The following is a 25,637-nucleotide window of genomic DNA, read 5'->3' on the forward strand; positions in this document are numbered from 1 at the left end:
TAACTATATAAGAAACGCTGTCTGTCAATATGTCAATGAACTTCCTTTAACGCTCAAACTCTACCCCATCTATACATCACATCCCTGCCTAAGCGGCTGCAAATATAAACACCTTTTTTAAATTAAAAACTAATTTTAAGTATTTTTATGAAATAAATTTCACCCTAATTTTTAATGCGCTAATAATTAGGTTTTTGACAAGAATGTCAAAATAAAAAAGGGTTATAAATCTACACTATTTAATGGTTTCCTGCAACTATTTTTTATTCTTTTCCATCTTGCCCCACTTATTCGTTAATGAGGAATAATCGTAGTCCAAAACTGTCTCCTGTCTTTGTAACCTATTTGTTGCAAAGGCCCTTTGTAAAATATCTTCTATAAGATAGTCTTCGTGCACCATTTCAGGATTATAGACCTCCTTAATACTTATCTTAAACATTTTCGCGGTAGTATTATACCAAAATGCACGCCATCCAGATCTGAGCTCCTTCACCAAATCATAAGCAGAGGTCCCTGTCTGACGGTAAATTAATTTTACCAGAATCTGTCCTTCTGTACGAGTTAACTTTTTTAATTCTTCTGAGAACTCCCCTTCTATATAGTTCTGTAATTCCTTGGTATACTTTTTCCTTTTCCTTTTAGACTTTATAGAGGCCAGGCTATCATTTAAGTCTTCCAGTCTTTCAGAAGCCAATTTTGCATAAGGATAAACCTTTAAAGTCTTTCTTCTTAAAATATAATAGCGTAGTTTTTCCTGGTAAGAACTAAATTCCAGTTTGCCAAAAATATACACTTCATTTAGGGGTATATAATTTTGAAAAATAGAATCTCCTTCTACAATGATCATTTTCTCAGTAATAGAATCCATTGGCATTTCCTCTACTTGCGCCTGGCCAGTAAAAGTTATACCTACCAAAAAAAGTAACAACATAATTTTTCGCACAGTAACCACTTTTCAAAATTCTTGCCAAAATTACGTATAAACCTCATACCGAACACCTAAATAAAAGTGAATATTATTAAGTTTGTATTAAACTAAAACATATATGAGCGCCAAAAAAATAATCACTAAAAAATCCTTAGACTTTTTTGAAAAATATCTAAACAACGCCTCCCCAACAGGATATGAATGGGAAGGGCAAAAGCTTTGGATGAATTATATTAAACCCTATGTAGATACTTTTATTACGGATTCTTATGGAACAGCGGTTGGGGTAATTAACCCGGATGCAGCCTATAGAGTTGTTATTGAAGGACATTCGGACGAAATTTCATGGTACGTAAACTACATAACGGACAACGGTTTGCTCTATGTAATACGTAATGGTGGCAGTGATCACCAAATAGCCCCTTCAAAATGGGTAAACATTCATACCAAAAATGGCATTGTAAAAGGTGTTTTTGGATGGCCTGCAATTCATACCAGAGATAGGGCAAAAGAAGAGCCACCAAAACTAGATAATATTTTTATTGATATTGGGGCAAAGGACAAAGACGAAGTGAAAAAAATGGGGGTTCATGTCGGCTGCGTCATTACCTATCCAGACACATTTCAAATTTTAAATGGCAATAAATTTGTTTGTAGAGCAATTGATAATCGGGCAGGAGGTTTTATGATTGCAGAAGTAGCACGACTTTTAAGTGAAAACAAGAAAAAACTTCCTTTTGGGTTATATATTACCAATGCCGTACAAGAAGAGATAGGTCTAAGAGGAGCCGAAATGATTACGGAAACCATTAAACCAAACGCTGCCATAATAACAGATGTTTGTCATGATACCACCACTCCTATGATAAACAAAAAACAACAAGGACATACAGAAATGGGAGCAGGTCCGGTTATTTCATATGCCCCTGCAGTACAAAATAAACTCAGGGAAAGAATTATTGAAACCGCTGAAGCTAACAACATTCCTTTTCAAAGAATGGCAGCTTCAAGAGCTACAGGAACAGATACGGATGCCTTTGCATATAGTAATGGCGGCGTACCATCCGCACTTATTTCCCTGCCTTTGCGCTATATGCATACGACAGTTGAAACAGTTCACAAGGATGACGTAGAAAATGTAATTCGACTTATTTACGAATCCTTACTACAAATTAAAAATGGGGAGACCTTTAGTTATTTCGATTAAATTCCCTTGAAAAAGAAAAGATTCAAAATTATTGGTCATGGAAGAATGGGTAGATGTATTAAATGAAAATGGAGCTCCTACGGCCAAGGTTGTTTTAAAATCAGAGGCACATGAAAAAGGAATATTTCATGCCACTGTACATATATGGTTTTATACCAAAAATGGAAAAGTCCTTTTACAACAAAGAGGGGAGCAGAAAAAAACCTTCCCTCTTCTTTGGGACGTCTCCGTTGCTGGTCATGTTATGGCAGGGGAAGCTATTTCTGATGCTGCTTTAAGAGAAATACAGGAAGAAATAGGGCTCAGTATTACAAAGAATAAATTACAAAAACTTGGCGTCTTTAAATCTGTTCAGGAACACCATAAAAATTTATTGGACTGCGAATATCATCATACTTTCCTATGCCTTCTGGAAAAAGAAATTCATGAATTAAGAAAACAAAAAGAAGAAGTTAAGGATCTAAAACTTATACCACTGCAAAAATTTGCAGAGGAAACTTGGGGAATAGCTAATCCAAAACCTTATGTCCCCCACGATAAGGAATACTATGCCGCAGTAATTAAGTCTATTAAAAGGAGTTTATAGAGTAGCTAGAAATTGATCTATTTCATTAATAGGATAGGTGGTTTGAAGGCCTTTTTTCATATCCTTGACTACAAATACATTTGCTTCCAATTCTTGCTCTCCTAATAGTATTATGTACGGAACCTGCCTTTGGTTTGCATATTTCATTTGTTTCTGCACCTTTACTGTATCGGGATACAAGTCTGTCCTGATACCATTACCACGCAATTTCCCGAGGATTTTCATTGCCTCCAATGCCTCTTTGTTTCCAAAATTTAAAATTAGCACATCCAGATTATGTGCTATATCGGCTGGAAAAAGATTCAATTCTTCTAAAACCAAATAAATCCTATCTAATCCGAAAGAGATACCAACACCACTCACATTTTTCAACCCAAAAATATCCGTGAGATGATCGTACCTACCACCGCCACCTATAGAACCCATTTTTACACCATGCGGAGGAGTTACTTCAAGTATTACACCCGTATAATAATTAAGACCTCTAGCTAAGGTTACCTGAAAGTTTAATTGAATACTTGCTGCTTCTAAATCCGAAGTCCTTTGCAGTACAAATTCTAGCTCTTCGATTCCTTTTGATCCCTCTTCAGAGTCTTTTAAAAACTCCTTTAAAACAGCTAATTTTTCGGTATTAGAACCACGCAAAGAAAACAATGGATTAGCCTTATTAATGGCTTCCTGAGAAATGCCCTTAGCCAACATTTCGGTCATTACTTTATCTACCCCAATTTTATCTAACTTGTCTAGGGCTACCGTAAAAGGTATCAACTTCTCCTTCTCACCTATTACCTCAGCAATTCCGGATAAAATTTTTCGGTGATTAATATAAACAATGGAGCCTTTCAGCTTTAAGTCGTTAAATACGGAATTGTACAGCTGAATCAATTCTATCTCCTGCAACAAGGAACTAGAGCCCACCATGTCCGCATCACATTGGTAAAACTCTCTAAATCTTCCCTTCTGTGGTCTGTCTGCCCTCCATACTGGTTGTATTTGATAGCGTTTAAAGGGAAAGCTAATTTCATTCTGATGCATTACCACATAGCGAGCGAAAGGCACGGTTAAATCATAGCGTAGGGCTTTCTCTGAAATACGTGGTGTTAATGTTGAAGAATTCTTGCTTTTGTATAACTCTTCATCTACCTTGTTTAAAAAATCTCCTGAATTTAAAATTTTAAATATCAGACGATCTCCCTCCTCGCCATATTTACCCAAAAGCGTGTCGAGATTTTCGAATGAAGGTGTTTCTATGGGTTGGAATCCAAATAGTTCGAAATGCTTCCTTATTACAGAGAAAATATAGTTTCGTTTTGCAATTTCTTTTGGAGAAAAATCTCTTGTTCCTTTTGGTATAGAAGGTTTACTTGCCATAGGTTCCGGTTAGTTTACAAAGATAGAGGTTTCTGGAAAGCTGATTAAATGAACGCACAATTTATCCTATAATCTTATCAAACCATTGATATAAATCGCCTTTAGTAATTACAGCACCTTCTTGTATTAGTCCAAAAATATCTAAACTTTTATCCTCAGAATATGCCTTAGAGGCTGTTAGGTATTCTACAAAATCGGATTGCCAATTTTTTTTAAACCAATTAAACCCCAAAGAAGTTGTTAAGTCTATGTCTGGGTTTAAGACCTTTATAGACACCAATTTCATTTCCTTTTCTGCCATGAAGAACAAATGCATATGTTGTTTAGAAACATTTTCTAAATAGGAAACCTTCTGGAGTACCCCTTCCCAAACTAAATCGCTAAAGACATCTAATTCATCCTCTGCAACCTCTGGTTTATTTTGTTTAATTTCTTGCCATTCATCTGCAGTAATGGACTGAGTTGCTAGAAAATTGATAAACTCTGTATGCAATTCCTCTAACTGTTGTTTGGTTAAACGCGTATATTTCATCCCAAAAAAATAGCTGTTGGCCAATGGCCGTAAAATACTTATTAATTAAAAAGATATCTAATTCCAATTTGTGCTCTCCAACGTGATATTTCAGAAGTAACTGCATTGAAGGTACTTGTGTTGGAAGGATTAAAAGTATAGGTTGGCACATTGTTTTCATCTATGGTTACTCCCATCAACTGATCAAACGAAGGAGCCTGTACCACTCCCCAATTGGAGTTCAAAAGATTTCCAAAATTCAGTATGTCAAGACTTATTTGGAACTTGTTCTTTTCGTTAATTTTAATGTCTTGCAATACCTTTATATCGAATGTACTTCTCCATGGTGCCAATGCCCCATACCTTTCCGCGTACTGCCCTCTTCTACCATTTAAATAATCGTCTTGTTGAATAAATGCTTCAAAAGCTTCAGCTTGTCCGGGGCCACTAAAGTTCATTTGTGAGAGTTCTGTTGCCGTTGGAATATACAGCAGATCGTTTATACTAGACCCATCGTTGTTGATGTCACCACCATAAATGTAATTATACCGTCCACTTTTCGCATATTCAAAAAATGCTGATACCGTTGTACCCGTTTTAAAACCTTTAGAAATCACCCCAATTACTCTGTGGTTATCCCCATATCTAGAAAAAGATAATACGTCTTTATTGGCATTCCCAACTACTGCGTTCCCAGCAAAAGCATCCCCGGTGATTTCTGCATCAATTGAGTTAACTTCTTTAGAATTTAAAAAGCTATAGGCGAGCATGGCATATATACCATTATCCCAGGTCTTTTGTCCTTTTACTGATGCATTCCAAATTCTTCCCTGATCTGAATTGGTAAAAACATAAGCATTAGTTGGTCCTCCAAAAATTTGAGATTTATCATCGTTAGAGTAAACCGCACGATTATCAACGCCAGCTAATGTTTCAGAAGGAGATTTTAATCCCCAATTCTGCACGTGGGCTGCGTTTATATCCTTGGTATATGAAACATCAGCTGTTAGGATAAGTCCGTTATCGAAACGTTTATCGGCACCTACATTAGTTCTCCAAACCTGTGGCCATTGAAAATCAGGATCCACGATTTGGTAGAAGAAAAAGTCTAAGCCCTGTACTTGGTTCCCCAACCAAACAAATGGAAAACGGCCCGTAAAAACTCCGGAACCTCCTCTAATTTGCAACGTATTATCATTATTCACATCCCAGTTAAACCCTACTCTTGGAGAAATTAAAATCTTATTGGTGGGTAATTGCTCAGAATCTAAGAAAATAGGTTCATCCGTGTCCGGATCAAAGTATTGTATAGAGGGTATATAAGTTCCTGAATCTCCCCCTTTTCTTTCAATATTTTCTCTTATTTTAGCTGCGGTATCAAAATAAAGCGGTTTATCGAAGCGGATACCATAGGTTAGCTTAAAGTTTTCTTTTATGTCCCACTGGTCTTGAAGATAAAACGATAGTTGCCCAACATTAGTTTCTGCCAATGCCCAACCTCCTGGGTTTCCCACGCCAGCCGCATTAAACGCGTTATTAGTGGCGATAGCGTCGTCAAAAGCCTGTTGTAAGGCTCCTGAACTGGCAAACTCCGGAAAATCTGTAATAGTTGTGGTAGGAAAGAATACTCCCTGTGCCCCGTAGGCCCCTAAATTAAATGAGTTATCAAACTCGAACTTTTCAAATGAAAAACCTACCGTAAAGGTATGGTCTCCTTTAAAGAAGTTTAAATTGTTAGTAATTTGCAAGACTTTCTGATCTAGCGTATTATTTATTGAAAAAGGTTCGTGACCGCCAATGATGTAATTTGAACTACCTGTATCATCCAGTATAACTAAACTTGGTGCAGGTGTTGAGAATGGGTTTCTAAAATCATCAAAATGGGTATATCCAAATTGCAATTTATTGGTAGCTTCCTCAGAAAGTTTAGTGTTAAGTTCTACCTGAATAGAATTTATATTATTGTTTATTTCGTAACCGGCATTTTCAAACTGAAGAGTTTGTGTATTCGGCCCTCTAAAAGTAATCGCATCTCTATTCGCAGGTTTTCCTTTTGAGGCCTTCAAAAAGTTATAGATAACGGCTAGTCTATTATTGTCGTTTATGTTCCAGTCAATCTTAAAAATACCTTTGGTAGACTCCTGATCAAAGTTAAAACCTTCGTATCTTCCTGGGTTATAAAAAATATCATTGCCGCTTCCATCTTGTCCAATAACTACCTGGCGTAACAAATTGTCCACGAGCTCAAAATCTGAGGCAAGAACGCGACTTTCATTTATCTCCCCTGTTCCTCTATTAGGAACAAATCCGTCTGTACCTAAAGAGGTTAATTGGTCTTTTTCTAGGTTGACAAAAAAGAATAGCTTGTTCTTAACAATAGGACCTCCTATACTGAGACCATACTGATACTGTTCAAGACCTGTTTTAAATACTTTATCGCCATTAATCTTACCCCCTGTTAAATCGTCATTTCGGAAAAAGCCATAGGCTGTTCCATAAAACTCATTAGTTCCACTTTTAGTAACGGCATTTACAGAAGCCCCAGTAAAACCTGATAGGGTAACGTCATACGGTGCCGTGGTAACCTGTATCTGATCAATTGCATCTAAAGAGATGGGCTGTGAATTTGTCTGCCCCCCTGGGGTAGCTGCGTCCAAACCAAAAGGGTTATTAAAAATGGCACCATCCAAGGAGAAATTATTGTATTGGTCATTTCTTCCTCCGAAAGACTGGCCCGAAGCTCCGTTAGAAGCTGTAGGATCTAATCTAGTAAAATCACTTGCCGATCTTGAAATAGTAGGTAATTTGGTAAGCTCATTTCTTCCTACGCTGGTTTCCGCTCCTGTTCTGTCACTACCAAAAGTTCCTGTTCTGTCTCCAACCACAGTTACCTCGTCTAAAAGTTCACTATCGGTTGCCATTTGAACATCCACATTATAGGTCTTACCTAAAGAAAGGAAGATATCATTTTGCGTTTGCGATTTAAACCCTATATAACTGATAGTTAGCTCATAAGGCCCTCCTACTCTGAGGTTAACAAGATTAAATCTTCCGTCTTCATTAGTTACGGTTCCATGTTTGGTTCCGGTGGGCATATGAATAGCGACTATATTGGCTCCTAATAAAGGTATACCTTGATCATCAACGATAGCACCTCTAATATTTGATGTGGTTACCTGTGCCATCAAGGACGTCATGGCACCTAAAAACAACAACAGACAAAACAGTTTGTTTTTCATAGTAATTTAGGTTAGTTAGATTGAAGAAATCCGTTAGAATATAATAAAAAAAGAGCTATGATATCATAGCTCTTTTACAATAAAAAATTGAAATACTTATTTTTTGTCACCCACCACTTCAAATGGGAATTCCACAACTACATCTCTGTGTAGCCTAATAGCTGCTTCATAAGGACCCGTTCTCTTTATGGTTCCTCCTTTGATGCTAATATATTTCTTGTCTATTTCGTGACCTTCTTTATGTAGAGCGTCCGCAACATCGATATTAGAAATGGATCCAAATAATTTTTCTGCGGCACCAACTTTGGCAGCAATTTTTATTTGAAGTTCTTTAAGTGCTTCAGCGGTTTTGTTTGCTTTAGCAATTATTTCTTTCTCCTTATGCGCTTTTTGACGGATATTCTCTGCAAGTACTTTTTTAGCAGAAGGTGTTGCCATCATAGCAAGACCCTGAGGTATTAGGTAGTTTCTACCATAACCATTTTTAACCTTAACTACGTCATCCTTAAAACCAAGGTTCTGGACGTCATCTTTTAATATAAGTTCCATGATCTGCTATTTTTATTTTAATAAATCGCCTACATAAGGCATTAAGGCTATATGGCGTGCTCTTTTAACTGCCTGAGCCACCTTTCTTTGATATTTTAAGGAAGTACCTGTAAGTCTTCTTGGAAGTAATTTTCCTTGCTCGTTTACTAACTTCATTAAGAAATCAGGATCTTTATAATCTATATATTTGATACCAGATTTCTTGAACCTACAATACTTCTTTTGCTTGTTAGTCTCGATATTAAGAGGGGTTAAATACCTAATTTCCCCATCTTTCTTGCCTTTCGCTTGTTGTTCTATTGATGCCATAAAATTATGCTTTAGCTTTTAATCTGGTTCTTCTTTTTTCTGCCCATTCAATGGCATGCTTGTCTAGCTTTACAGTTAAAAAACGCATTACACGCTCATCTCTTCTGAATTCTTGCTCGTAAGGAGCAACGGTTTCGCCAGAAGCTGTAAATTCAAATAAATGGTAAAAACCACTCTTTTTGTTTTGAATCGGATAGGCCAATTTCTTTAGCCCCCAATTTTCTTTGGCCACTATTTTAGCGCCATTTTTAGTCAAGAAATCTTCAAATTTCTTTACTGTTTCCTCTATCTGAGTATCTGATAGAACGGGATTTAGAATGAAAACAGTTTCATAATTGTTCATAATATAATTGTTTTAAAAGGAGCGCAAAAGTAATAATAATTAGTTCTAATTACAAGAAAATGAGAAAATCTTCGTTATAGCTTACAAGAATCATAAAATCTAAACTTAACCTATAACTTTAAAATGATTAATCATTTACCATTTACACAGAAAAATCAGCAGTGTTTACAACTTTTATTGCAGTTCAACTGATTTTTTCGGTACTTTGTCGATGATTTAACCCCACAAATCAACCCATTTATGAAACTAAGAAGTATTGTTGTTGATGATTCATCTATGCAGCGTATGGCCGTTGCAAAATTAGTGAATAATCACCCTAACTTGGCATTAGTCGCTGACTACAGTAATGCCATTGAAGCAAAAAATGGTATCAAGAATAATGAAATTGACTTGATATTTTTGGATGTAGAGATGCCAATTATTAATGGTTTTGACCTACTAGAGTCCCTTGAAAATAGACCTCAGGTAATTTTAATCACTGGAAAGCCAGATTATGCCCTTAAGGCATTTGATTATGATGTAACCGATTATTTGCACAAGCCTATTACCATGGCAAGATTTGATGCCTCCGTAAAACGTGCTGTTGCCAAGTATGAGCAAATGCATAAGGTTAACGAAGATGAGGAACATATCTTTGTAAAAAGTAATCTGAAGAAAAGGAAGGTTATTTTAAACGATATTAAATGGATAGAAGCTCTTGGTGACTATATTAAGCTTGTGACTGATGAAGCTAATATTGTAATATTGTCTACCATGAAGGCATTTGAAAAGCAATTACCGGAGGATAAATTTCTCCGTATACATAAGTCTTACATTGTAAACCTCGAAAAAATCGAGAAATTCAATAGCAAAAACGTAGAAGTAAGTGGAAGATCTATTCCACTTAGCCGAAATAAAAAGACAGAATTGGCAGAAGCCTTGAGTAATGTATAATTAGAAATAATCTACATTGTAAATTACGCGTACACTTCTGTACTGTGAAATAGCATCAAAAGAGTTTTGAATTCTTTTGATGTTTTTTTTGGTTTGTACTAAAGGAACTTTTTTTGGAATTTTTATTAATAGATGCTTAATATACTGGTTTCGTATTCGTGATATAGCAGGATACTCTGGTCCCAGAACTTCGGCAGCGAGCAAGTTTCTTAAAGCCTGTGAAAACCATAAAGAGGCTTCATTGAGCTTATTGTAGTCTTTGTGTTTAAAAGTAAGACGAATAATTCTATTATAAGGAGGGTATTTGAACTGAGATCGTTCGTAGAGTTGCTCCTTAAACATTCCTTCAAAATCTCCTGTTGTGACTTGTTTTAAAATTTGATGGTATGGATTATAGGTCTGAATTATGACCTTACCTCTTTTTTTTGTTCTTCCTGCTCTCCCTGAGACCTGTGTCAACATTTGAAAGGTTCGTTCATGAGCTCTGAAGTCAGGGAAATTCAAAAGAGAATCCGCATTCATGATACCAACCAAGGTGACATTCCTAAAATCTAAGCCCTTCGTTAGCATTTGCGTTCCAACCAAAATGTCTAATTCTTGTGCTTCAAAAGCTTCTATAATTTTGGCATATGCATGTTTTCCCCTGGTTGTATCATAATCCATTCTTCCTACTTTTGCCTCTGGATACATACTTATCAGCTCTTGCTCTACCTGTTCGGTCCCAAATCCTTTTGTATCCAAGTCTTTGCTTCCGCAAGCCGGGCAGCTGACAGGAAGACTGATATGATAACTGCAGTAGTGACATCTGAGTTGACTTCGATTCCTGTGAAACGTTAGACTAACATCACAGTTGATGCACTGAGGACTATGTCCACAAAAATTACATTCTAATATAGGCGCAAAGCCTCTTCTATTCTGGAATAGTATTATTTGTGACTTTTCGGCAAGTGACGCTTCAATTTCAAGTCTTAGTCGTTCTGAGAAATGGCCCTGCATCCGCTTCTTCTTGCGCTGTTCCTGAATATCCACCAGTTCCATTTCTGGCAATAGAACGTTGCCATATCTTCTGTCTATCTGTGCATAGCCATATTTTCCCTGTAATACATTGTGATAACTCTCAATACTGGGGGTCGCCGAACCAAGTAGTATTTTAGAATTAAACAAATTTCCGAGTACGATGGCAGAATCTCTGGCATGGTACCTGGGAGCGGGGTCGAATTGTTTAAAAGATACTTCATGTTCTTCATCTATTATGATTAGCCCTAAATTTTTAAATGGTAAGAAAATTGAAGAGCGTGCCCCAAGGATAATCTGGGCTTTATCGGAATTATATAATACATTTTTCCAGATTTCCGCCTTTTCTTGTAAATTATACTTTGAGTGAAAAACTGCTATTTTTGGACCAAAATACTCTTCTAGCCTCCTAATTAATTGTGTAGTAATTGCAATCTCAGGGACCAAGTAAAGCGCTTGCTGTTTTTTTGCTATACATGATGCTATTAACTCTACGTAAATCTCAGTTTTCCCGGAAGAGGTCACTCCTTTTAAAAGTACCACTGGTTTATCCTTAAACTGTTGTTTAATTTCTAACAAAGCCCTGTTTTGATCGTCATTTAGTGTTTTTAGCGCAGATAATTCTTTAGATCCCTTATACTCAATTCTATCTCTCTGGACAGAGTATTCCTTAAATACCCCTTTTTTAAGCAGGGATTTAATTACGGCTCTACTTAAGTTACCCTCCTTCTCCAAATCTGCGAATTTAACTGGCTTTTTTGTAGAACCCTCTAATTGAAACAACATTAATACGGCCTGACTTTGTTTAGGGGCTCTTGCCAAAGAACGGAGTAGATCCTCTAATTTATCGTCTTCTTCATAGTCTTCACTAAGCTGCACATACTTCTCCATTTTAGGTTTGTAAAGCTCCTTTATTTCTTCCTGTACATGAATAATCCCCAGCTTTAGAAGTCTATTTAAAATCGGAAAGATATTTTTCTTATCTACTATATTTATAATATCCTCTACAAGTAAAGTTGGTTGATGCCTGAGGGCCTCTACCACCAGAAAGTCATCGTCTGGCAAAACCGACTCCTCTAAATTTTCCAAGCTAGTTAATTGAATGGATGTTTCACTTTCCAGAATAAACGTCTTTGGGATTGCAGCTCTAAAAACCTCTCCCAGAGAGCACATATAATATTCGGAAATCCAAAGCCAATGTTTTATTTGCGTATTGGTCACAACAGCTGTGGAATCCAAGATATCATGGATCGGCTTTGCTTCATAGGCCTGAGGCGGATTGTTATGGATTTCATAAACCAAGGCCGTGTATATCTTACTCTTTCCAAAAGGTACAGCAACCCTAAAACCAGGGGCTAAGCTACTAGCCTCTTCCGCGGTAAGACTATAGGTAAAAAGCCTTTCAACGGGTATAGGCAAAATAACATTGGCAAATATTTTCATCTCCATTCTTTAGGTAGCCGAAAGATTCTTAGTGTTTCACAGACAAATTAACAAAACACTATTCGTGTTTTTTTCTCAAAAAGTTAAGCGTTGCATTTAATTCAAATCCCAACAAGAGTATATTGGAATTAAGCCATATATAAACCATCAAGATCATTAATCCGCCTAAGGCACCATAAAGCTCATTATATTTCGAGAAATTTTCAATATACACCCCAAACAAATACGAGGTTAACAAAAATAATAAGGTGGTCATTAAGGCTCCATATGAAAAGAATTTGGCTTCTTTTCCTTCATGGGTACCAAAGTAATACAACACTGCAGTTGTTAAATAAGACAAAACAACAAAAAACAGATACTTGCCTAATTGTGCATTAAACAAGCTCCAATTGGAATATTCCTGTCCGGATGCTTGGGTTGTGAGTGTACCAAGGTATCCGAGAATATAAAACTCAAAATATACATAACCGATAGCTCCAACTAAAAGTAAAACAGACAATAAAAAACCCACCATCAGAGCATAGGCATACTGTTTAAAAAAATTTCTTGTGAGTTTTATATGATAGGAGTATTCAAAACCGGCAAAAATTGAATTTACGCCATTGGTCATTAAAAAGATCGATAACAAAAAGGTGGAAGACAGTAAACCTCCCCTTTGTTGAAATTTAATTTGATTATATATTTCCTCAAAATAATCGCCGGTAGCAGAGGGTAAAAACGATTCTAAAAATAATAAAAACTGGTAGTCAAAGTTTTCATTGCCAACACTGACATAGGGGATAACGAACGGGATAAGTGTAATTAGGAAAAGTAAAAGAGGAAACAGAGCCATAAAAAGACTAAAGGCAATTGAGCTGGCCCTTGTAGAAAGAGCTCCTTCAACTATACCAATGATGTACATCTCAATAAGATCGTATAGAGAAAGACCTTCAAAAGCATATAGTTTTACGCGTTTTAATAGTCTTACGAACCAATTTATAATAGGAATCTTGTCTAATTTTGCCTCAATTTCTGCTGACATCTAAACGGCTTTTAGACTTAGATCTTTGTTATAAACAGAATGTGTTAGGGCTCCCGAGGATATGAAATCTACTCCGCATAGTGCATATTCTCTCAGGGTATCTTTGTTTATTCCGCCGGAAGACTCAGTAAGGCAACTTCCATTTATAAGCCTTATCGCCTCTTTTGTATCCTCATAATTGAAATTATCTAAAAGAATTCTATAAACGCCCTCATTAGATAAAATCTCCTCTACCTCTTTCAGATTTCTTGCCTCTACAATAATTTTCAAATCTTTATTAGTCCTTTCTAAATAATTCATTGTTTTGGCTATTGCCAAACTTATTCCCCCTGCGAAATCTATATGGTTATCTTTCAGCATAATCATATCATAAAGAGCAAATCTATGGTTCTCTCCTCCCCCGATTTTAACAGCCCATTTTTCTAAAGCTCTAATACCTGGTGTAGTTTTTCTGGTGTCTAGTATCTTGGTTTGTGTGCCTTCCAAAAGTTTTACATATGTTCTGGTTTGTGTAGCTATTGCGCACATACGCTGCATTGCATTTAGAACAAGGCGCTCGGCTTTTAATATGGATTGAGAATTTCCAGAAACATAAAAGGCTATATCACCTACTTGTACCTCTGTACCATCTTGTAGCAATACTTCTACTCTTAAATTTGCATCTATATATCTAAATGTCTGTATAGCAAAGTCGACCCCCGCTAAAACACAGTCCTCTTTTACTAGTAATTTGGCCTTGCCTTGCGCATCTTCAGGTATGCAAGCCAAGGAACTATGATCACCATCACCTACGTCTTCCCGAATTGCATTTGCAATAATTAAATCTATCTCTAATTGAAATTGTTCAGGTGATATCATTTTGCCTTTCTTAGATAGCACTAAATTAGTAAAAACTCCAGCCAAAATGGAATTTCAAATTATACAAATAGTAACTTTGAAGCATGCGAATAAAGATAATAGCCGTTGGGAAAACCGATCAGCCTGAATTGCAACAACTTATTGATTTGTATTTAAAAAGACTGGCCTTCTACGTAAAGATTGAATTGTTGGTTTTAAACGATGTAAAAAATAGCAAGAACTTATCTAATTTCGATCAGATGAACAAAGAAGCTGAACTTATATCCAAACATATTCAGAAGTCCGACATGGTATTTATCTTGGATGAAAAGGGGAAGGAATACAGCTCCAAGGGTTTTGCCCAGCAACTCCAAAAAGTTATGAATATGGGAACTAAACAACTGGTGCTGATAATTGGAGGTCCATATGGATTTAGCCAGAATTTTAAGAAAAAAGCTAACGGCAGTATAAGCCTCTCCAAACTAACCTTTTCGCATCAAATGGTGCGTCTTTTTTTAGTTGAACAATTATACCGGGGATATAGTATACTCAACAATCAGCCTTACCATCACGAATAAGACTGCATTGTTTAAAACACCTAATATAGTACTCGGAATTTGATGGTATTTTCTACCTTTTTCAAGGCTTTTACTACCTCTTTGTTATAGTCCTTATCTATATCCGTAATTACATAGCCAACTTCACTATCGGTAGATAGATATTGTCCTGCAATATTCATTTCGTAGGTGGCCAGAACCTCATTAATTTTAGCCATTATTCCGGGAACGTTTTTATGAATATGTAAGAAACGATGCGCATTCGTTTGTTTTGGCAATCTAATGTTTGGAAAATTCACTGCATCCACCGTATTTCCAGAATTAACATAGTACATTATCTTATTGGGCACAAAATCTGCAATATCCCTTTGTGCTTCTTCAGTACTTCCACCTATATGCGGTGTTAAGATGACGTTAGGGATTCCCTGTAATGCAGTTATAAATGAACCATTTGTTTTTGGTTCTTCTGGAAAAACATCTACGGCGGCACCAGAAAGTCTACCTCCCTTTAATGCAGTTACTAAGGCTGGGATATCTACAACAAAGCCTCTGGATAGATTTATGAGAATTGCCCCTACACGCATTTGATTAAACTCGCGTTCTCCGATAAAGTTGATATTTGCTTTATTATCATCCAGGTGCAGTGAAATAATATCGGAAACGTTTAACAAGTCTTCCAAAGTTTCACATTTTACCGCATTTCCCATTGCAAGGCGATCTTCAATATCATAATAATAAACCCTCATGCCCATTGCTTCGGCAAGAACAGAAAGTTGTTTTCCAATATTTCCATAGCCGACAATACCTAAATTCTTGCCTCTAATTTCTTTAGAATTACTTGCTGTCTTATTCCATTGCCCTTGATGTAATTCGGTACTCCTGGGGAAAATATTTCGAATTAGCATAATCATTTGTCCTACTGCTAATTCTACTACAGAGCGCGTATTACTATAGGGTGCATTGAAAACAACAACCCCTTTCTTTTTAGCATATTCCAAATCTATCTGGGTAGTACCTATGCAGAAGGCTCCGACAACTAGTAGTTTGTCAGCAGCATCCAACACGTTGGAAGTAAGCTTAGTTTTTGAACGAATTCCCAAAACATGAACCCCCTTAATTCGTTCTATTAACTCCTTCTCAGACAAACTGTGATCAACCAATTCTACAGAAAACCCGTCCTTAGATAGATTGTCAAAAGCAGCTGGATGAACATTTTCGAGTAAAAGTATTTTTATTCTATTTTTAGGATAAGATAAGTTTCTGGGTAAATCATTTACAAAAAGAAACTCATCTAAATTTGGAGCAACATGATCAGCATTGTCGGCTGCTTTATCTCTGTGTACATTTTCGGTATATGCAAAGAATTTATGCGCTATCCCAGCTTCACGCATTACATAGTCGCTATAGCCATCCCCTATGACCTGTACTTCTCCATCAAGGTCTAACCTTCTTAAACATTCTATCTTCCCGTTATGCGTAGCCAAAACATTCTCCTTATCGAACCCAACGATATTTCCTAGATCATCAAAACTAAAGGTATTTGCAAAAACTCTTTCCGAAGGAATATTGTAGTCTTTTACAATTGGATCAATAAATTCTTTAAAACCACAAGAAATGACATATATATCTTCTGAATACTTTTCAAAAAACTCCTTATTAGATTCTATGGATTTAGATATCTTCTGTCTCAGTTCTTCCACGAGAGGATCTAAATGATCTTTGTGCGCCTTTAATAAATTTATTCTTCGCTCTAAGGATTCGGTAAACGAAATGTCCCCATCAATCCCTAAATTCGTTATTTCTTGTATTTCATGTATTACCTGATCTCTATTAGCTTTACCTTGTAAGGTCATCTCGGCCAAAACATCCAGTGCTTCTACCCTAGTTAAGGTACTATCAAAATCAAATACGTATTTTCTGCCTACATCTAACATACTTCTTGAAAATTTTGCATGTAAAAGTAAAAATTTATTTAATCCAACAAGTTTAAAGTAGATCAAAAATAGACTAAGTTATTAAAGATATCGAGCAACTCGTCAATTATAACAAATGAGGACATAAATTGCTTTTAATTAAACAAACACTTGTTAAATCAAAACTGTTTTTGTTAACAGCGAACTATCCCGCTATTTCAATATCCAATAACTTCTTTAATAAAGTCTGTTTCTGCTTGGGAATAAGGCGAGCCATCCGGTCTTAGGATGTCATGATGCCAGACATCTGGTTCGTGTACAAAGCTAGAATCCCAGCTAATCCAGGGGTATATGGTATTGGTTTTGCCGGCCACAAAACCCCAGTTGATTGCTGCTATTTTCTCTTTCTTAAATATGGGTAAGATTGTTTCGAAGGTGTTCCCTACTCCTCTGGCTAAATACTCTGTACACAAAATTGGTCTGCCGTAATTTTGCAACTCCTTTATTTTAGTCTTAACCTTAACCGAATCCCCATCATAGGCATGAAAAGATATTACGTCTGAATGTTCCACCATAAATCTATCTAATTTGGAAAGACTATCCGGGTTTCCCCAATTGGCAATATTTCCCTTCCAAATACCTGCAGTAAGAGGTTGGGATGGCTTAACCTCTCTGACCCAATGCACAACTTTTTTAAGCAGTGCCAAAGAGTAGATATGTTTGTTTGGTACTTCAAGTGCTTTGCGCCCCGGTTGTTGAGCAACATTATCGGGCTCATTATATACATCCCAAACAACAACTCTAGGATCATTGGCAAACTTGGAAACAACTCCTTGGATATAAGGTTTTAATTCATTATGCCGACTACTGTCTCTTAGTATTTCCGCTCCGGGGGCTTGCACCCAACCCGAATTATGCACACGAACTATCGGTTCTGGCTGCTTACCCAACTTGGGTACGGGATGCCATACATCGTCTAAAAGGACAAACATGGTTTTTATTTGGTATTTATTGGCTAGGGTTAAATAAGTGTTTAGTCTATCTAAAAAACCTATGGAGTCTTGTTTCCAAAGCAGGTTGTGTAAATACACCCTATGCAAATTCATACCCAGTTCGGCAGACCATTTTAATTCTCTCTCGATTGTTTTCGGGTCAAAAGTTGTTTCTTGCCAAAATTCCAATTGATTGATGGAGGTACTGGGATTAAAATTTGACCCAACAAACCAAGGTTGCTCGTTGTACCAGTCCCATGCCTTTTCCTTGGACCAACGATAATTATTTTCACTAGAGTTGACCTTGTGGCTTTCTTTTTTTAAATCGCCACATGCCAACACAATCAGGCAAACTAGGCTTAAACAGCAGATAGTTTTCATTAGGTCAAGTATTTGAAGTGTAAAGTATTCCTGTCATCAATGCCATACCAAAGCTTAATAAGGTACCTATAAGAATATACTCTGTTAGTTTTCTATTATTTGTTTCCTTTAAGTCGTTAAATCGGAACACCGATTTAGCGGCAATCAAGAATCCTATTGCCTCCCATCTGCCCATTACAATAAATACAAAAACAAAAAGTCGTTCCAATATACCAATATACTTGCCGGCGTTTTGTAGAGATTTATGATCAAGACTTATTTGTTTTGACATACGTTCTAAAAGCACATTCATTATTATCGATGCCGGATATGTTACAAATACTAAAGCCGTGACAAGGGCCCAGTTGATGTGATGGTACAAATAAAGGGAATGCTCTAAAAGATTGGAGTGATATGCGCATAGGTATAAAACCAGAAGGTGTAAGCATTGATCTAGTAAAAATGGTATTGCCTGTTTATGAAAGAGGGGGGCTGTATACAGCTTTAAAATATCTATCAGCAAATGTGATCCCGCTATGATAAGAGCAATTTTCCAATACTTTATATTCCCCAAAAGAAGAAGGGTCAGGGTAAAATGAATTAAAATATGGAAATACAGGTATTTTGATTTTATTTTATGCACTTCTTTATGTACAACCCATTTTTTTGGTTGAAAAACAAAATCGCCTAAAATATGGGCAAGAAGAAGTTTAGTAATAAGCATTAAAAATCAGATTTGTTAACCGTTTCCTTATAGTATTCTAGCAGTTCTTGCACAAGGTTAAGTCGCGCTCTTTTTTGGCGCTGACTAACAGCAGACTGTTTTATCTTGAGTTTTTCAACGATTTCTCGCTGTTTCCAATTCGGATTTTGGAGGCTAATTAGAATAATTTCGGCTGAAACGACACTCCAGGAATCCATAAAATCTAACGCCAGCTTGAATAGAAGGTTTAAAGTTTTCTCATGTGCATTACCAGTACTAATGCCCAAGTTTACTCCCTCTTCCTTCAGTCTGGATAGTGTTCTCCCCGACCTTCTGTAAGCAGATCCATTAGAATCCGTAATACCAGCACCTTGATATTCTTCTTCCCCCAGGCCAATGCCTATTCGTACATCTAAGTATGGAATTGTTTTGATTAGTGCCTTTATTCCGATAGCAGTCTCTAAGGCCAGTTCTGGAGAAGTTGATAATTGAAATTCATCCCCTCTATAGATTTCCCAATTACGTGAAGATTCTCCTACTTTACGGAGGTAATCTTTTAACAAGGGCATCCATTTTTCAGTTCCAGTTTTTTCTGAATTTACTATATCGCCAGTCAGTACTGCAAGCATTTTTATAAGGATATAAGCTAATATATAAAAATATTAACATAATTACTAATAATATTATTTATTTCTTGTTTTCCTTATACTTGTAGTCTTGGATTCAGAACCATCTTCTAACCAGGATACAATAATTTTTATAGTCTTTCCCGAAGCGTTCAAGAAGCGCTTTCTCTTCTAAGGAAATTTGAAATCTATTCATATAACCAACAAAACCTGCGGCCAGTAAAATATTAAAAGCGTTACCTAACCACAAGCCCCATGCTAGCAAAAAAAGCAAAAGTCCCAAATACATGGGATTTCTAGAGAAATTATACAAACCCGTAGTGACCAGATTAGAAACCTTCGACAACTTTTTAGGGTGAATTGTTGTGCGAAATTTGTAAAACTGAAGAAGCGATATTATTCCCAGGGCTATGCCTAGGATAACAAAAAGCTTACAAAAGAATATGCGTCCATAGAAATCAAAGCCTCCAACGGGCAAGAGTAAGTTGAGCATCCACATAAGTAATGCAAAAATCCCAAAGACTAGAACGGGAGGTATTTTAAGATTTAGTTGATCCATAAGACTGCTGATAAAATTACTACTTTTGATTTCTTTTTAATCTCTTTTTGACCAATAATTATAGCTATGAAACTTGTTTTCGCCACTCAAAACAGGAATAAGATTAAAGAGGTAAAACTCTTGTTGCCGTCTGAAATTAATATTATCTCACTTGCAGAACTTCATTGCCACGAAGATATCCCGGAGACTGCAGACACTTTAGATGGAAATGCTCAATTAAAAGCAGAATTTGTTTGGAACAAATATGCCCTCGGGAGTTTTGCTGACGATACAGGGCTCCTAATAGATGCTCTTAATGGGGCGCCTGGGGTATATTCGGCAAGGTATGCAGGTCTTCAAGCCACAGCAGATGATAATATTGATAAAGTTTTACACAAAATGAAAAATAAATCAAACCGGGCGGCGAGATTTATCACTTCCATTGCCTTAAACTTAGATGGGTCTACGCATTTTTTTAAAGGAATTATTGAAGGACAAATAAGCAAAGAAAGAATGGGAAAAAAAGGCTTTGGATATGACCCAATTTTTATCCCAAAAGGATACCAAAAAAGCTTCGCACAAATGACACCTGAAGAAAAAAATTCAATCAGTCATAGAGGAAGGGCCTTAGAATATTTAAATACCTATCTCCGCAAAACATTATAATTCTTTTAAGTATTGGTTCTTAATAAATAAGAGTATCTTTGCGCCTTAAATTAATGCCGCTGGTATAGCATGTGTTGCGCTGGGTCTTTTAGGTTAGATGAACAATCGCTCTATGCAACATAAATATTTGCGATTAAGTAAATTAACATATTATGACAAAATTTGAGGCGTTAGGGCTAGAGAAGTCCCTATTAGATGCCATTACCGATATGGGCTTTGATACCCCATCAGAAGTACAAGAAAAATCTATTCCACTACTCCTAAGTGACGAAATCGACCTGGTGGCCTTGGCCCAAACGGGTACTGGAAAAACAGCAGCTTTTGGTTTTCCTTTAATTCAGAAAATTGACCATAGTAGCAGAACAACACAAGGATTAATACTTTCCCCTACTAGAGAGCTTTGTTTACAGATTACCAATGAAATGCAACTGTATTCCAAATATGTAAAAGGGCTAAACATTGTAGCTGTTTACGGAGGAGCAAGTATTACAGAACAGGCCAGACAGATTAAGCGAGGAGCACAAATAATCGTTGCAACTCCTGGTCGAATGAAAGACATGATTGGCAGAGGAATTATAGATATATCCAAAATAGACTATTGTGTTTTAGATGAAGCGGATGAAATGCTAAACATGGGGTTTTATGAAGATATCAAAGACATACTCTCCAATACGCCCGAATCTAAATCTACCTGGCTCTTTTCGGCTACCATGCCAAAAGAAGTAGCCTCTATAGCTAAAAAGTTTATGCATAAGCCAGCGGAGATCACCGTTGGATCTAAGAATTCTGGTGTAGATACGGTACAGCACGAGTATTATACCGTAGGAGGCAGAGACAGGTATCCTGCTCTAAAAAGGCTGGCTGATGCCAATCCCGGGATTTTTTCAGTGGTTTTTTGTAGAACTAAAAGAGATACCCAGAAAGTAGCTGAAAAACTTATTGAAGATGGGTATAATGCCGGTGCTCTGCATGGAGATTTAAGTCAGAATCAGCGAGATTTGGTAATGAATGCTTTTCGAAAGAAGCAAATTCAGATGTTAGTTGCCACCGATGTTGCTGCCAGAGGAATTGATGTAGACGACATTACCCATGTTATCAACTATCAGCTGCCAGACGAAATTGAGACCTATACGCATAGAAGCGGAAGAACAGGACGTGCTGGGAAATCTGGGATATCTATGGTCATTGTAACCCGAAGTGAACTTCGGAAGATTGGAGCCATTGAAAAGAAAATTCAACAAAAATTTATCAGCAAAAAGATTCCTACCGGAATAGAGATTTGCGAAATTCAGTTATACCACCTAGCTAACAGGATACGCAATACCAAAATAAATGAGGAAGTAAACAACTATCTTCCAGCTATTCACGACGTATTGGAAGGCTTGGATAGAGAGGAATTGATACAAAAAATTGTTTCTGTAGAATTTACTCGCTTTTTTAATTATTACAATCGAAGTAAAGATCTGAATACTACCGATGGTGATCGTGGGAATAGAAAGGAAAAAGATTTCCAGTCAGACTCGGGCTCTGTTCGATATTTTATTAATATCGGTGAAAGAGATGGTTACGATTGGATGTCGTTAAAAGACTTTCTAAAGGATACTCTCTCCCTAGGCAAAGAAGATTTGTATAAGGTCGACGTAAAAGATAGTTTTGCTTTTTTCAATGCAGATTCGCAATACAAAGACTTTATCCTTGAAACCTTTACCGACTTTAAGGTAAAAGGACGTTTCATAAATGTTGAAGTTTCGGACAACCCAGGAGGAGGTCGTAAGAGAAGACGGGATAAAGATTCGCGAAGATCGAATAATAAATATGGAGAAAAATCCAGAGGAAAAGGGAGGAAGAAAGATTCGAATTTCTCCAAAGGGTCTGGAGGATCTAGAAGATCCGCTTCCTCCGGTAGAAGGAGCAAGAAGAGAGATGGGTTTTATTAGTTAATTCTATAATAAAAATTGGCTTTAGCGACCTTTTTTCACTTTATTCGTGGACTAAAGTTCCACTGTACTTTATGAAGAAGTTTTTAATATGTACTCTATGCTTAATCTCTTTAGTCGGATTTTCTCAGGAATCTGAAGGAGAGCCGGTTGTGCAGGAGTTTCAAGCCATTGTAGTCAATGCACAGTCTAGCAGCCCATTAGAAAGTGTTCACGTTGTAAATCTTAACAGAGTGGTTGGTACCATTACCAATAAAAAAGGAGAGTTTTCTATGACGGCAGCAGTCAACGATACACTTTATTTCTCCTATCTGGGTTTTAAATCGCAGAAAATTAGGGTAACTAATGATATGTTTCGCTTTAAAGACACTAAAATTGCCCTTACCGAATTAGCATATGCATTAGAAGAAGTGGTTGTTCGACCCTACTCATTGACCGGGTATTTGGAAATCGATATTAAAAATTTACCAATAAACAACTCCTATCAGTATAGCATCTCAGGATTACCAACCAGCTATGAGGCTGGAAGTAAAAGTCCAGGTGCGGTTACTAAGGTATTGGGCTCTATCTTAAATCCTGCCGATCTGCTTAGGAACTTATTTGGCAAAAAACCTGCACAAATGAGAAAAATGAGGCAGATTAAAGAAGATGATGATATAAGAGATTTGTTGGCATCTAAATTTGATAGAGAAACACTTACCGAATTGTTACAAATAGACAAGGTAGACATAGATGATATTCTTTCTAACTGCAATTATTCTACATCTTTCATAAAAACTGCGAATGATCTTCAGATTTTAGATGCAATAAGCAGTTGTTACGAAGAATATAAGGTACTTAATCGCAAATAGACACATAAGCTAAGAGACTAAGCCTTAACACAATAAGCAAGGCCTAAGCATATGTTTTACAGAAGAGCAGCAAATTGGCAAATAAATTTCATATTCCGGCATTCATTTTATAGTTTTAAGAAAAATCTATAAACATGAAAAAACTGCTTGTTGCCACTGCAATTTTTGCAATTTTTTTTAGCTGTAAAGAGAATAAATCTTCCCAAGAACCTGTACCTGCTAATTCACAAACTACTGCTGGCCTTGAAAAAGAAAAAGAAGTTCCTTTCCTATGGGAAGGAGCCACTATTTATTTCTTGTTAACCGACAGATTTAATAATGGAGACCTCACGAACGACATTACCTTAGAAAGAACAAATGAAACAGGTGTATTAAGAGGCTTTATGGGAGGAGATATAAAAGGAATTACTAATAAAATTAAAGAGGGCTATTTTACAAAATTAGGAGTAAATGCCATTTGGTTTACCCCTGTAGTAGAACAAATCCATGGGGACACAGATGAAGGAACTGGCAATTCCTATGGGTATCATGGTTATTGGGCCAAAGATTGGACTGCATTAGACCCTAATTTTGGCACAAAAAAAGATCTGGAACAACTAGTAAAAGAGGCACATAGCCATAACATTCGCGTATTAATGGATGTTGTTGTTAATCATACAGGGCCCGTAACGGAAGAGGATCCGGTTTGGCCTGACGAATGGGTAAGAACTACCCCACTTTGTGAGAACACAACTTATCAAAATACCACTAGCTGCACTTTGGTTGAAAACCTACCAGATATCTATACAGAATCTGACCAAGCCGTGGAATTACCAGATCCTCTTTTGGCTAAATGGAAACAAGAAGGCAGGTTAAGTACCGAGCTAGATGAATTGCAACTTTTTTTTGAAAGAACTGGCTATCCAAGAGCACCGCGTTTTTACATAATTAAATGGCTTACGGACTATGTAAACGACTTGGGTGTTGATGGCTTTAGAGTAGACACAGTAAAACACGCCGACGAGCATACTTGGGCAGAATTATATGCCCAAGCATCCTATGCCTTTGAAACATGGAAGAAAAAGCATCCGCAAGAAGTACTAGACGAAAATCCATTTTATATGGTCGGTGAAGTTTACGGCTATGAGATTTCAAAAGGAAGAGCATATGATTTCGGAGATAAAAAAGTAGATTATTTTAACTATGGCTTTCATAGTTTAATCAACTTTGATCTGAAAAAAGATGCCCATAAAGACTATGAAACCATTTTCAAGAAATATAGTAAGCTATTAAACACTAAATTAAAAGATAGAGGGGTTGTTAATTATTTAACCTCCCATGATGATCAAAGTCCGTTTGATAAAGAAAGACAAAACTCTTTTAAGGCAGCTAACGTTCTTTTGCTAACCCCTGGCACTGCACAGATTTATTATGGTGATGAGTCTAATAGAGATCTAACCATAGAAGGTGCCGTTGGCGATGCAACACTTAGATCATTTATGAATTGGAAAGAAATAGATAGTCTTCCTAAAATCCAAGAATTAATGGCGCATTGGCAAAAATTGGGAAGCTTTAGAAAAAATCATCCTGCGATTGGTGCAGGTAAACACAAAAGATTGGCTAAAAAGCCCTATGTTTTTAGTAGAACATATATAGATGAAGATTACAAAGACAAAGTAGTTGTTGGTTTAGAACTACCTAAAGGAAAAAAATACCTTTGGGTAAAGGGGTTTTTTGGAGACGGAACCAAACTATACGATACCTATTCCGAAACAGAAGTAGAGGTTAAAAACGGGAAAGTATATCTTGAAAATAACCATACCATGGCCCTATTGGAACTAGCCGATTAGGTGGAAGAATGAAGAGCAATTCTATTTCCCTCGCAATCTAAAAACAAAGCCATATAGCCGTGGCCTTCTCCTATAGCCGTTTTATCTTGAAGAATGTTGCCCCCAGCTTCCTTTATTCTATCTAGTTCCTGAGACAGGTCCTTACAGGAAAAATACAGAAGTGGTCCTGCTTTATTGCTTGGAATATACGAATCGTGTTTAACTAATGCACCAGAAGTACCATTCTTATCCTGAAAATTGGGAAACCACCCCATAACAAATCCTTCTAGCTTGTGTAGCGAAATCTTGATCCTAAAAACCTTCTCATAAAAAGTAATGGCCCGTTCCATGTTGATAACCGGAATTTCAATCCAAACTATTAGATTTTGGTCCAT

24 protein-coding genes are annotated in these 25,637 nt (G+C 36.7%); 8 read left to right on the forward strand and 16 right to left on the reverse strand.

Features of this window, described 5'->3' with window-relative positions:
* Positions 1-256 precede the first annotated feature (256 nt).
* Positions 257-931: a DUF4294 domain-containing protein gene (locus PXG98_RS06835; RefSeq protein WP_276389848.1), complete on the reverse strand. Its 675-nt coding sequence runs from the start codon at positions 929-931 to the stop codon at positions 257-259.
* Between the two features lie 115 nt (positions 932-1,046).
* On the opposite strand from PXG98_RS06835, the gene PXG98_RS06840 reads away from it, so the two are divergent.
* Both PXG98_RS06840 and PXG98_RS06845 read left to right on the forward strand, forming a co-directional pair.
* Complete coding sequence (locus PXG98_RS06840) at positions 1,047-2,135, forward strand: M42 family metallopeptidase (RefSeq protein ID WP_276389849.1); 1,089 nt, start codon at positions 1,047-1,049, stop codon at positions 2,133-2,135.
* 37 nt (positions 2,136-2,172) lie between these two features.
* A complete protein-coding gene (locus tag PXG98_RS06845) occupies positions 2,173-2,721 on the forward strand; it encodes an NUDIX hydrolase (protein WP_276389851.1) in 549 nt (182 codons plus the stop codon).
* Here PXG98_RS06845 and hisS read toward each other — a convergent pair.
* The 6 genes from hisS to rpsF form a co-directional block, all read right to left on the reverse strand.
* Positions 2,716-4,092 (reverse strand): histidine--tRNA ligase, encoded by a 1,377-nt coding sequence (gene hisS / locus PXG98_RS06850; protein ID WP_276389852.1) that lies wholly within the window; start codon positions 4,090-4,092, stop codon positions 2,716-2,718. The two genes, PXG98_RS06845 and hisS, sit on opposite strands and share 6 nt — an antisense overlap.
* Positions 4,093-4,153: 61 nt before the next feature.
* On the reverse strand, positions 4,154-4,624 hold the full coding sequence (locus tag PXG98_RS06855) for a DUF6495 family protein (protein ID WP_276389853.1): 471 nt from the start codon (positions 4,622-4,624) through the stop codon (positions 4,154-4,156).
* Positions 4,625-4,665: 41 nt separating this feature from the next.
* Positions 4,666-7,842 (reverse strand): TonB-dependent receptor, encoded by a 3,177-nt coding sequence (locus PXG98_RS06860; protein WP_276389854.1) that lies wholly within the window; start codon positions 7,840-7,842, stop codon positions 4,666-4,668.
* A 96-nt stretch (positions 7,843-7,938) separates the two neighbouring features.
* Positions 7,939-8,391, reverse strand: coding sequence for a 50S ribosomal protein L9 (rplI, locus tag PXG98_RS06865; protein WP_276389856.1), 453 nt, complete (start codon positions 8,389-8,391; stop codon positions 7,939-7,941).
* Positions 8,392-8,403: 12 nt separating this feature from the next.
* Positions 8,404-8,700 carry a 30S ribosomal protein S18 gene (gene rpsR / locus PXG98_RS06870; protein ID WP_276389858.1) on the reverse strand — a complete coding sequence of 99 codons (297 nt, stop codon included), beginning with the start codon at positions 8,698-8,700 and terminating at the stop codon, positions 8,404-8,406.
* A 4-nt stretch (positions 8,701-8,704) separates the two neighbouring features.
* Positions 8,705-9,043, reverse strand: a complete 339-nt coding sequence (gene rpsF / locus PXG98_RS06875) for a 30S ribosomal protein S6 (RefSeq protein WP_276389860.1) — start codon at positions 9,041-9,043, stop codon at positions 8,705-8,707.
* Positions 9,044-9,283: 240 nt separating this feature from the next.
* On the opposite strand from rpsF, the gene PXG98_RS06880 reads away from it, so the two are divergent.
* Positions 9,284-9,976, forward strand: coding sequence for a LytR/AlgR family response regulator transcription factor (locus tag PXG98_RS06880; RefSeq protein WP_276389861.1), 693 nt, complete (start codon positions 9,284-9,286; stop codon positions 9,974-9,976).
* Here the strand turns inward: PXG98_RS06880 and priA are convergent, their stop codons facing one another.
* The 3 genes from priA to nadC are packed head-to-tail and all read right to left on the reverse strand — an operon-like array spanning position 9,977 to position 14,312.
* Positions 9,977-12,433, reverse strand: coding sequence for a replication restart helicase PriA (priA, locus tag PXG98_RS06885; protein ID WP_276389862.1), 2,457 nt, complete (start codon positions 12,431-12,433; stop codon positions 9,977-9,979).
* 58 nt (positions 12,434-12,491) lie between these two features.
* Positions 12,492-13,454 carry a YihY/virulence factor BrkB family protein gene (locus PXG98_RS06890; RefSeq protein ID WP_276389863.1) on the reverse strand — a complete coding sequence of 321 codons (963 nt, stop codon included), beginning with the start codon at positions 13,452-13,454 and terminating at the stop codon, positions 12,492-12,494.
* Positions 13,455-14,312: a carboxylating nicotinate-nucleotide diphosphorylase gene (gene nadC / locus PXG98_RS06895; RefSeq protein ID WP_276389865.1), complete on the reverse strand. Its 858-nt coding sequence runs from the start codon at positions 14,310-14,312 to the stop codon at positions 13,455-13,457.
* 83 nt (positions 14,313-14,395) lie between these two features.
* Here nadC and rlmH point away from each other — a divergent pair, with 83 nt between their 5' ends.
* Complete coding sequence (rlmH, locus tag PXG98_RS06900; protein ID WP_276389866.1) at positions 14,396-14,869, forward strand: 23S rRNA (pseudouridine(1915)-N(3))-methyltransferase RlmH; 474 nt, start codon at positions 14,396-14,398, stop codon at positions 14,867-14,869.
* Positions 14,870-14,889: 20 nt separating this feature from the next.
* Here the strand turns inward: rlmH and serA are convergent, their stop codons facing one another.
* The 5 genes from serA to PXG98_RS06925 all read right to left on the reverse strand — a co-directional run bounded on the left by serA (position 14,890) and on the right by PXG98_RS06925 (position 20,001).
* Positions 14,890-16,782 (reverse strand): phosphoglycerate dehydrogenase, encoded by a 1,893-nt coding sequence (serA, locus tag PXG98_RS06905; protein ID WP_276389867.1) that lies wholly within the window; start codon positions 16,780-16,782, stop codon positions 14,890-14,892.
* 197 nt (positions 16,783-16,979) lie between these two features.
* On the reverse strand, positions 16,980-18,134 hold the full coding sequence (locus tag PXG98_RS06910; protein ID WP_276389868.1) for a cellulase family glycosylhydrolase: 1,155 nt from the start codon (positions 18,132-18,134) through the stop codon (positions 16,980-16,982).
* Between the two features lie 4 nt (positions 18,135-18,138).
* Complete coding sequence (locus PXG98_RS06915; RefSeq protein WP_276389869.1) at positions 18,139-18,837, reverse strand: DUF3307 domain-containing protein; 699 nt, start codon at positions 18,835-18,837, stop codon at positions 18,139-18,141.
* Positions 18,837-19,445 carry a hypothetical protein gene (locus PXG98_RS06920; protein ID WP_276389870.1) on the reverse strand — a complete coding sequence of 203 codons (609 nt, stop codon included), beginning with the start codon at positions 19,443-19,445 and terminating at the stop codon, positions 18,837-18,839. Before PXG98_RS06920 ends, PXG98_RS06915 begins: the two co-directional genes overlap by 1 nt.
* 94 nt (positions 19,446-19,539) lie before the next feature.
* On the reverse strand, positions 19,540-20,001 hold the full coding sequence (locus PXG98_RS06925; RefSeq protein ID WP_276389871.1) for a methyltransferase family protein: 462 nt from the start codon (positions 19,999-20,001) through the stop codon (positions 19,540-19,542).
* A 66-nt stretch (positions 20,002-20,067) separates the two neighbouring features.
* On the opposite strand from PXG98_RS06925, the gene PXG98_RS06930 reads away from it, so the two are divergent.
* The 4 genes from PXG98_RS06930 to PXG98_RS06945 all read left to right on the forward strand — a co-directional run bounded on the left by PXG98_RS06930 (position 20,068) and on the right by PXG98_RS06945 (position 25,263).
* Positions 20,068-20,646, forward strand: a complete 579-nt coding sequence (locus PXG98_RS06930; RefSeq protein WP_276389872.1) for a non-canonical purine NTP diphosphatase — start codon at positions 20,068-20,070, stop codon at positions 20,644-20,646.
* Between the two features lie 152 nt (positions 20,647-20,798).
* Positions 20,799-22,583 carry a DEAD/DEAH box helicase gene (locus PXG98_RS06935; protein ID WP_276389873.1) on the forward strand — a complete coding sequence of 595 codons (1,785 nt, stop codon included), beginning with the start codon at positions 20,799-20,801 and terminating at the stop codon, positions 22,581-22,583.
* Between the two features lie 74 nt (positions 22,584-22,657).
* On the forward strand, positions 22,658-23,434 hold the full coding sequence (locus tag PXG98_RS06940) for a carboxypeptidase-like regulatory domain-containing protein (protein ID WP_276389874.1): 777 nt from the start codon (positions 22,658-22,660) through the stop codon (positions 23,432-23,434).
* 134 nt (positions 23,435-23,568) lie between these two features.
* Positions 23,569-25,263 (forward strand): alpha-amylase family glycosyl hydrolase, encoded by a 1,695-nt coding sequence (locus PXG98_RS06945; protein ID WP_276389875.1) that lies wholly within the window; start codon positions 23,569-23,571, stop codon positions 25,261-25,263.
* On the opposite strand, the gene PXG98_RS06950 is transcribed toward PXG98_RS06945, so the two are convergent.
* On the reverse strand, positions 25,260-25,637 hold the full coding sequence (locus tag PXG98_RS06950) for a VOC family protein (protein WP_276389876.1): 378 nt from the start codon (positions 25,635-25,637) through the stop codon (positions 25,260-25,262). The two genes, PXG98_RS06945 and PXG98_RS06950, sit on opposite strands and share 4 nt — an antisense overlap.

The organism is Eudoraea chungangensis (assembly GCF_029360665.1).
GTDB classification, from domain to species: Bacteria; Bacteroidota; Bacteroidia; order Flavobacteriales; family Flavobacteriaceae; genus Eudoraea; species Eudoraea chungangensis.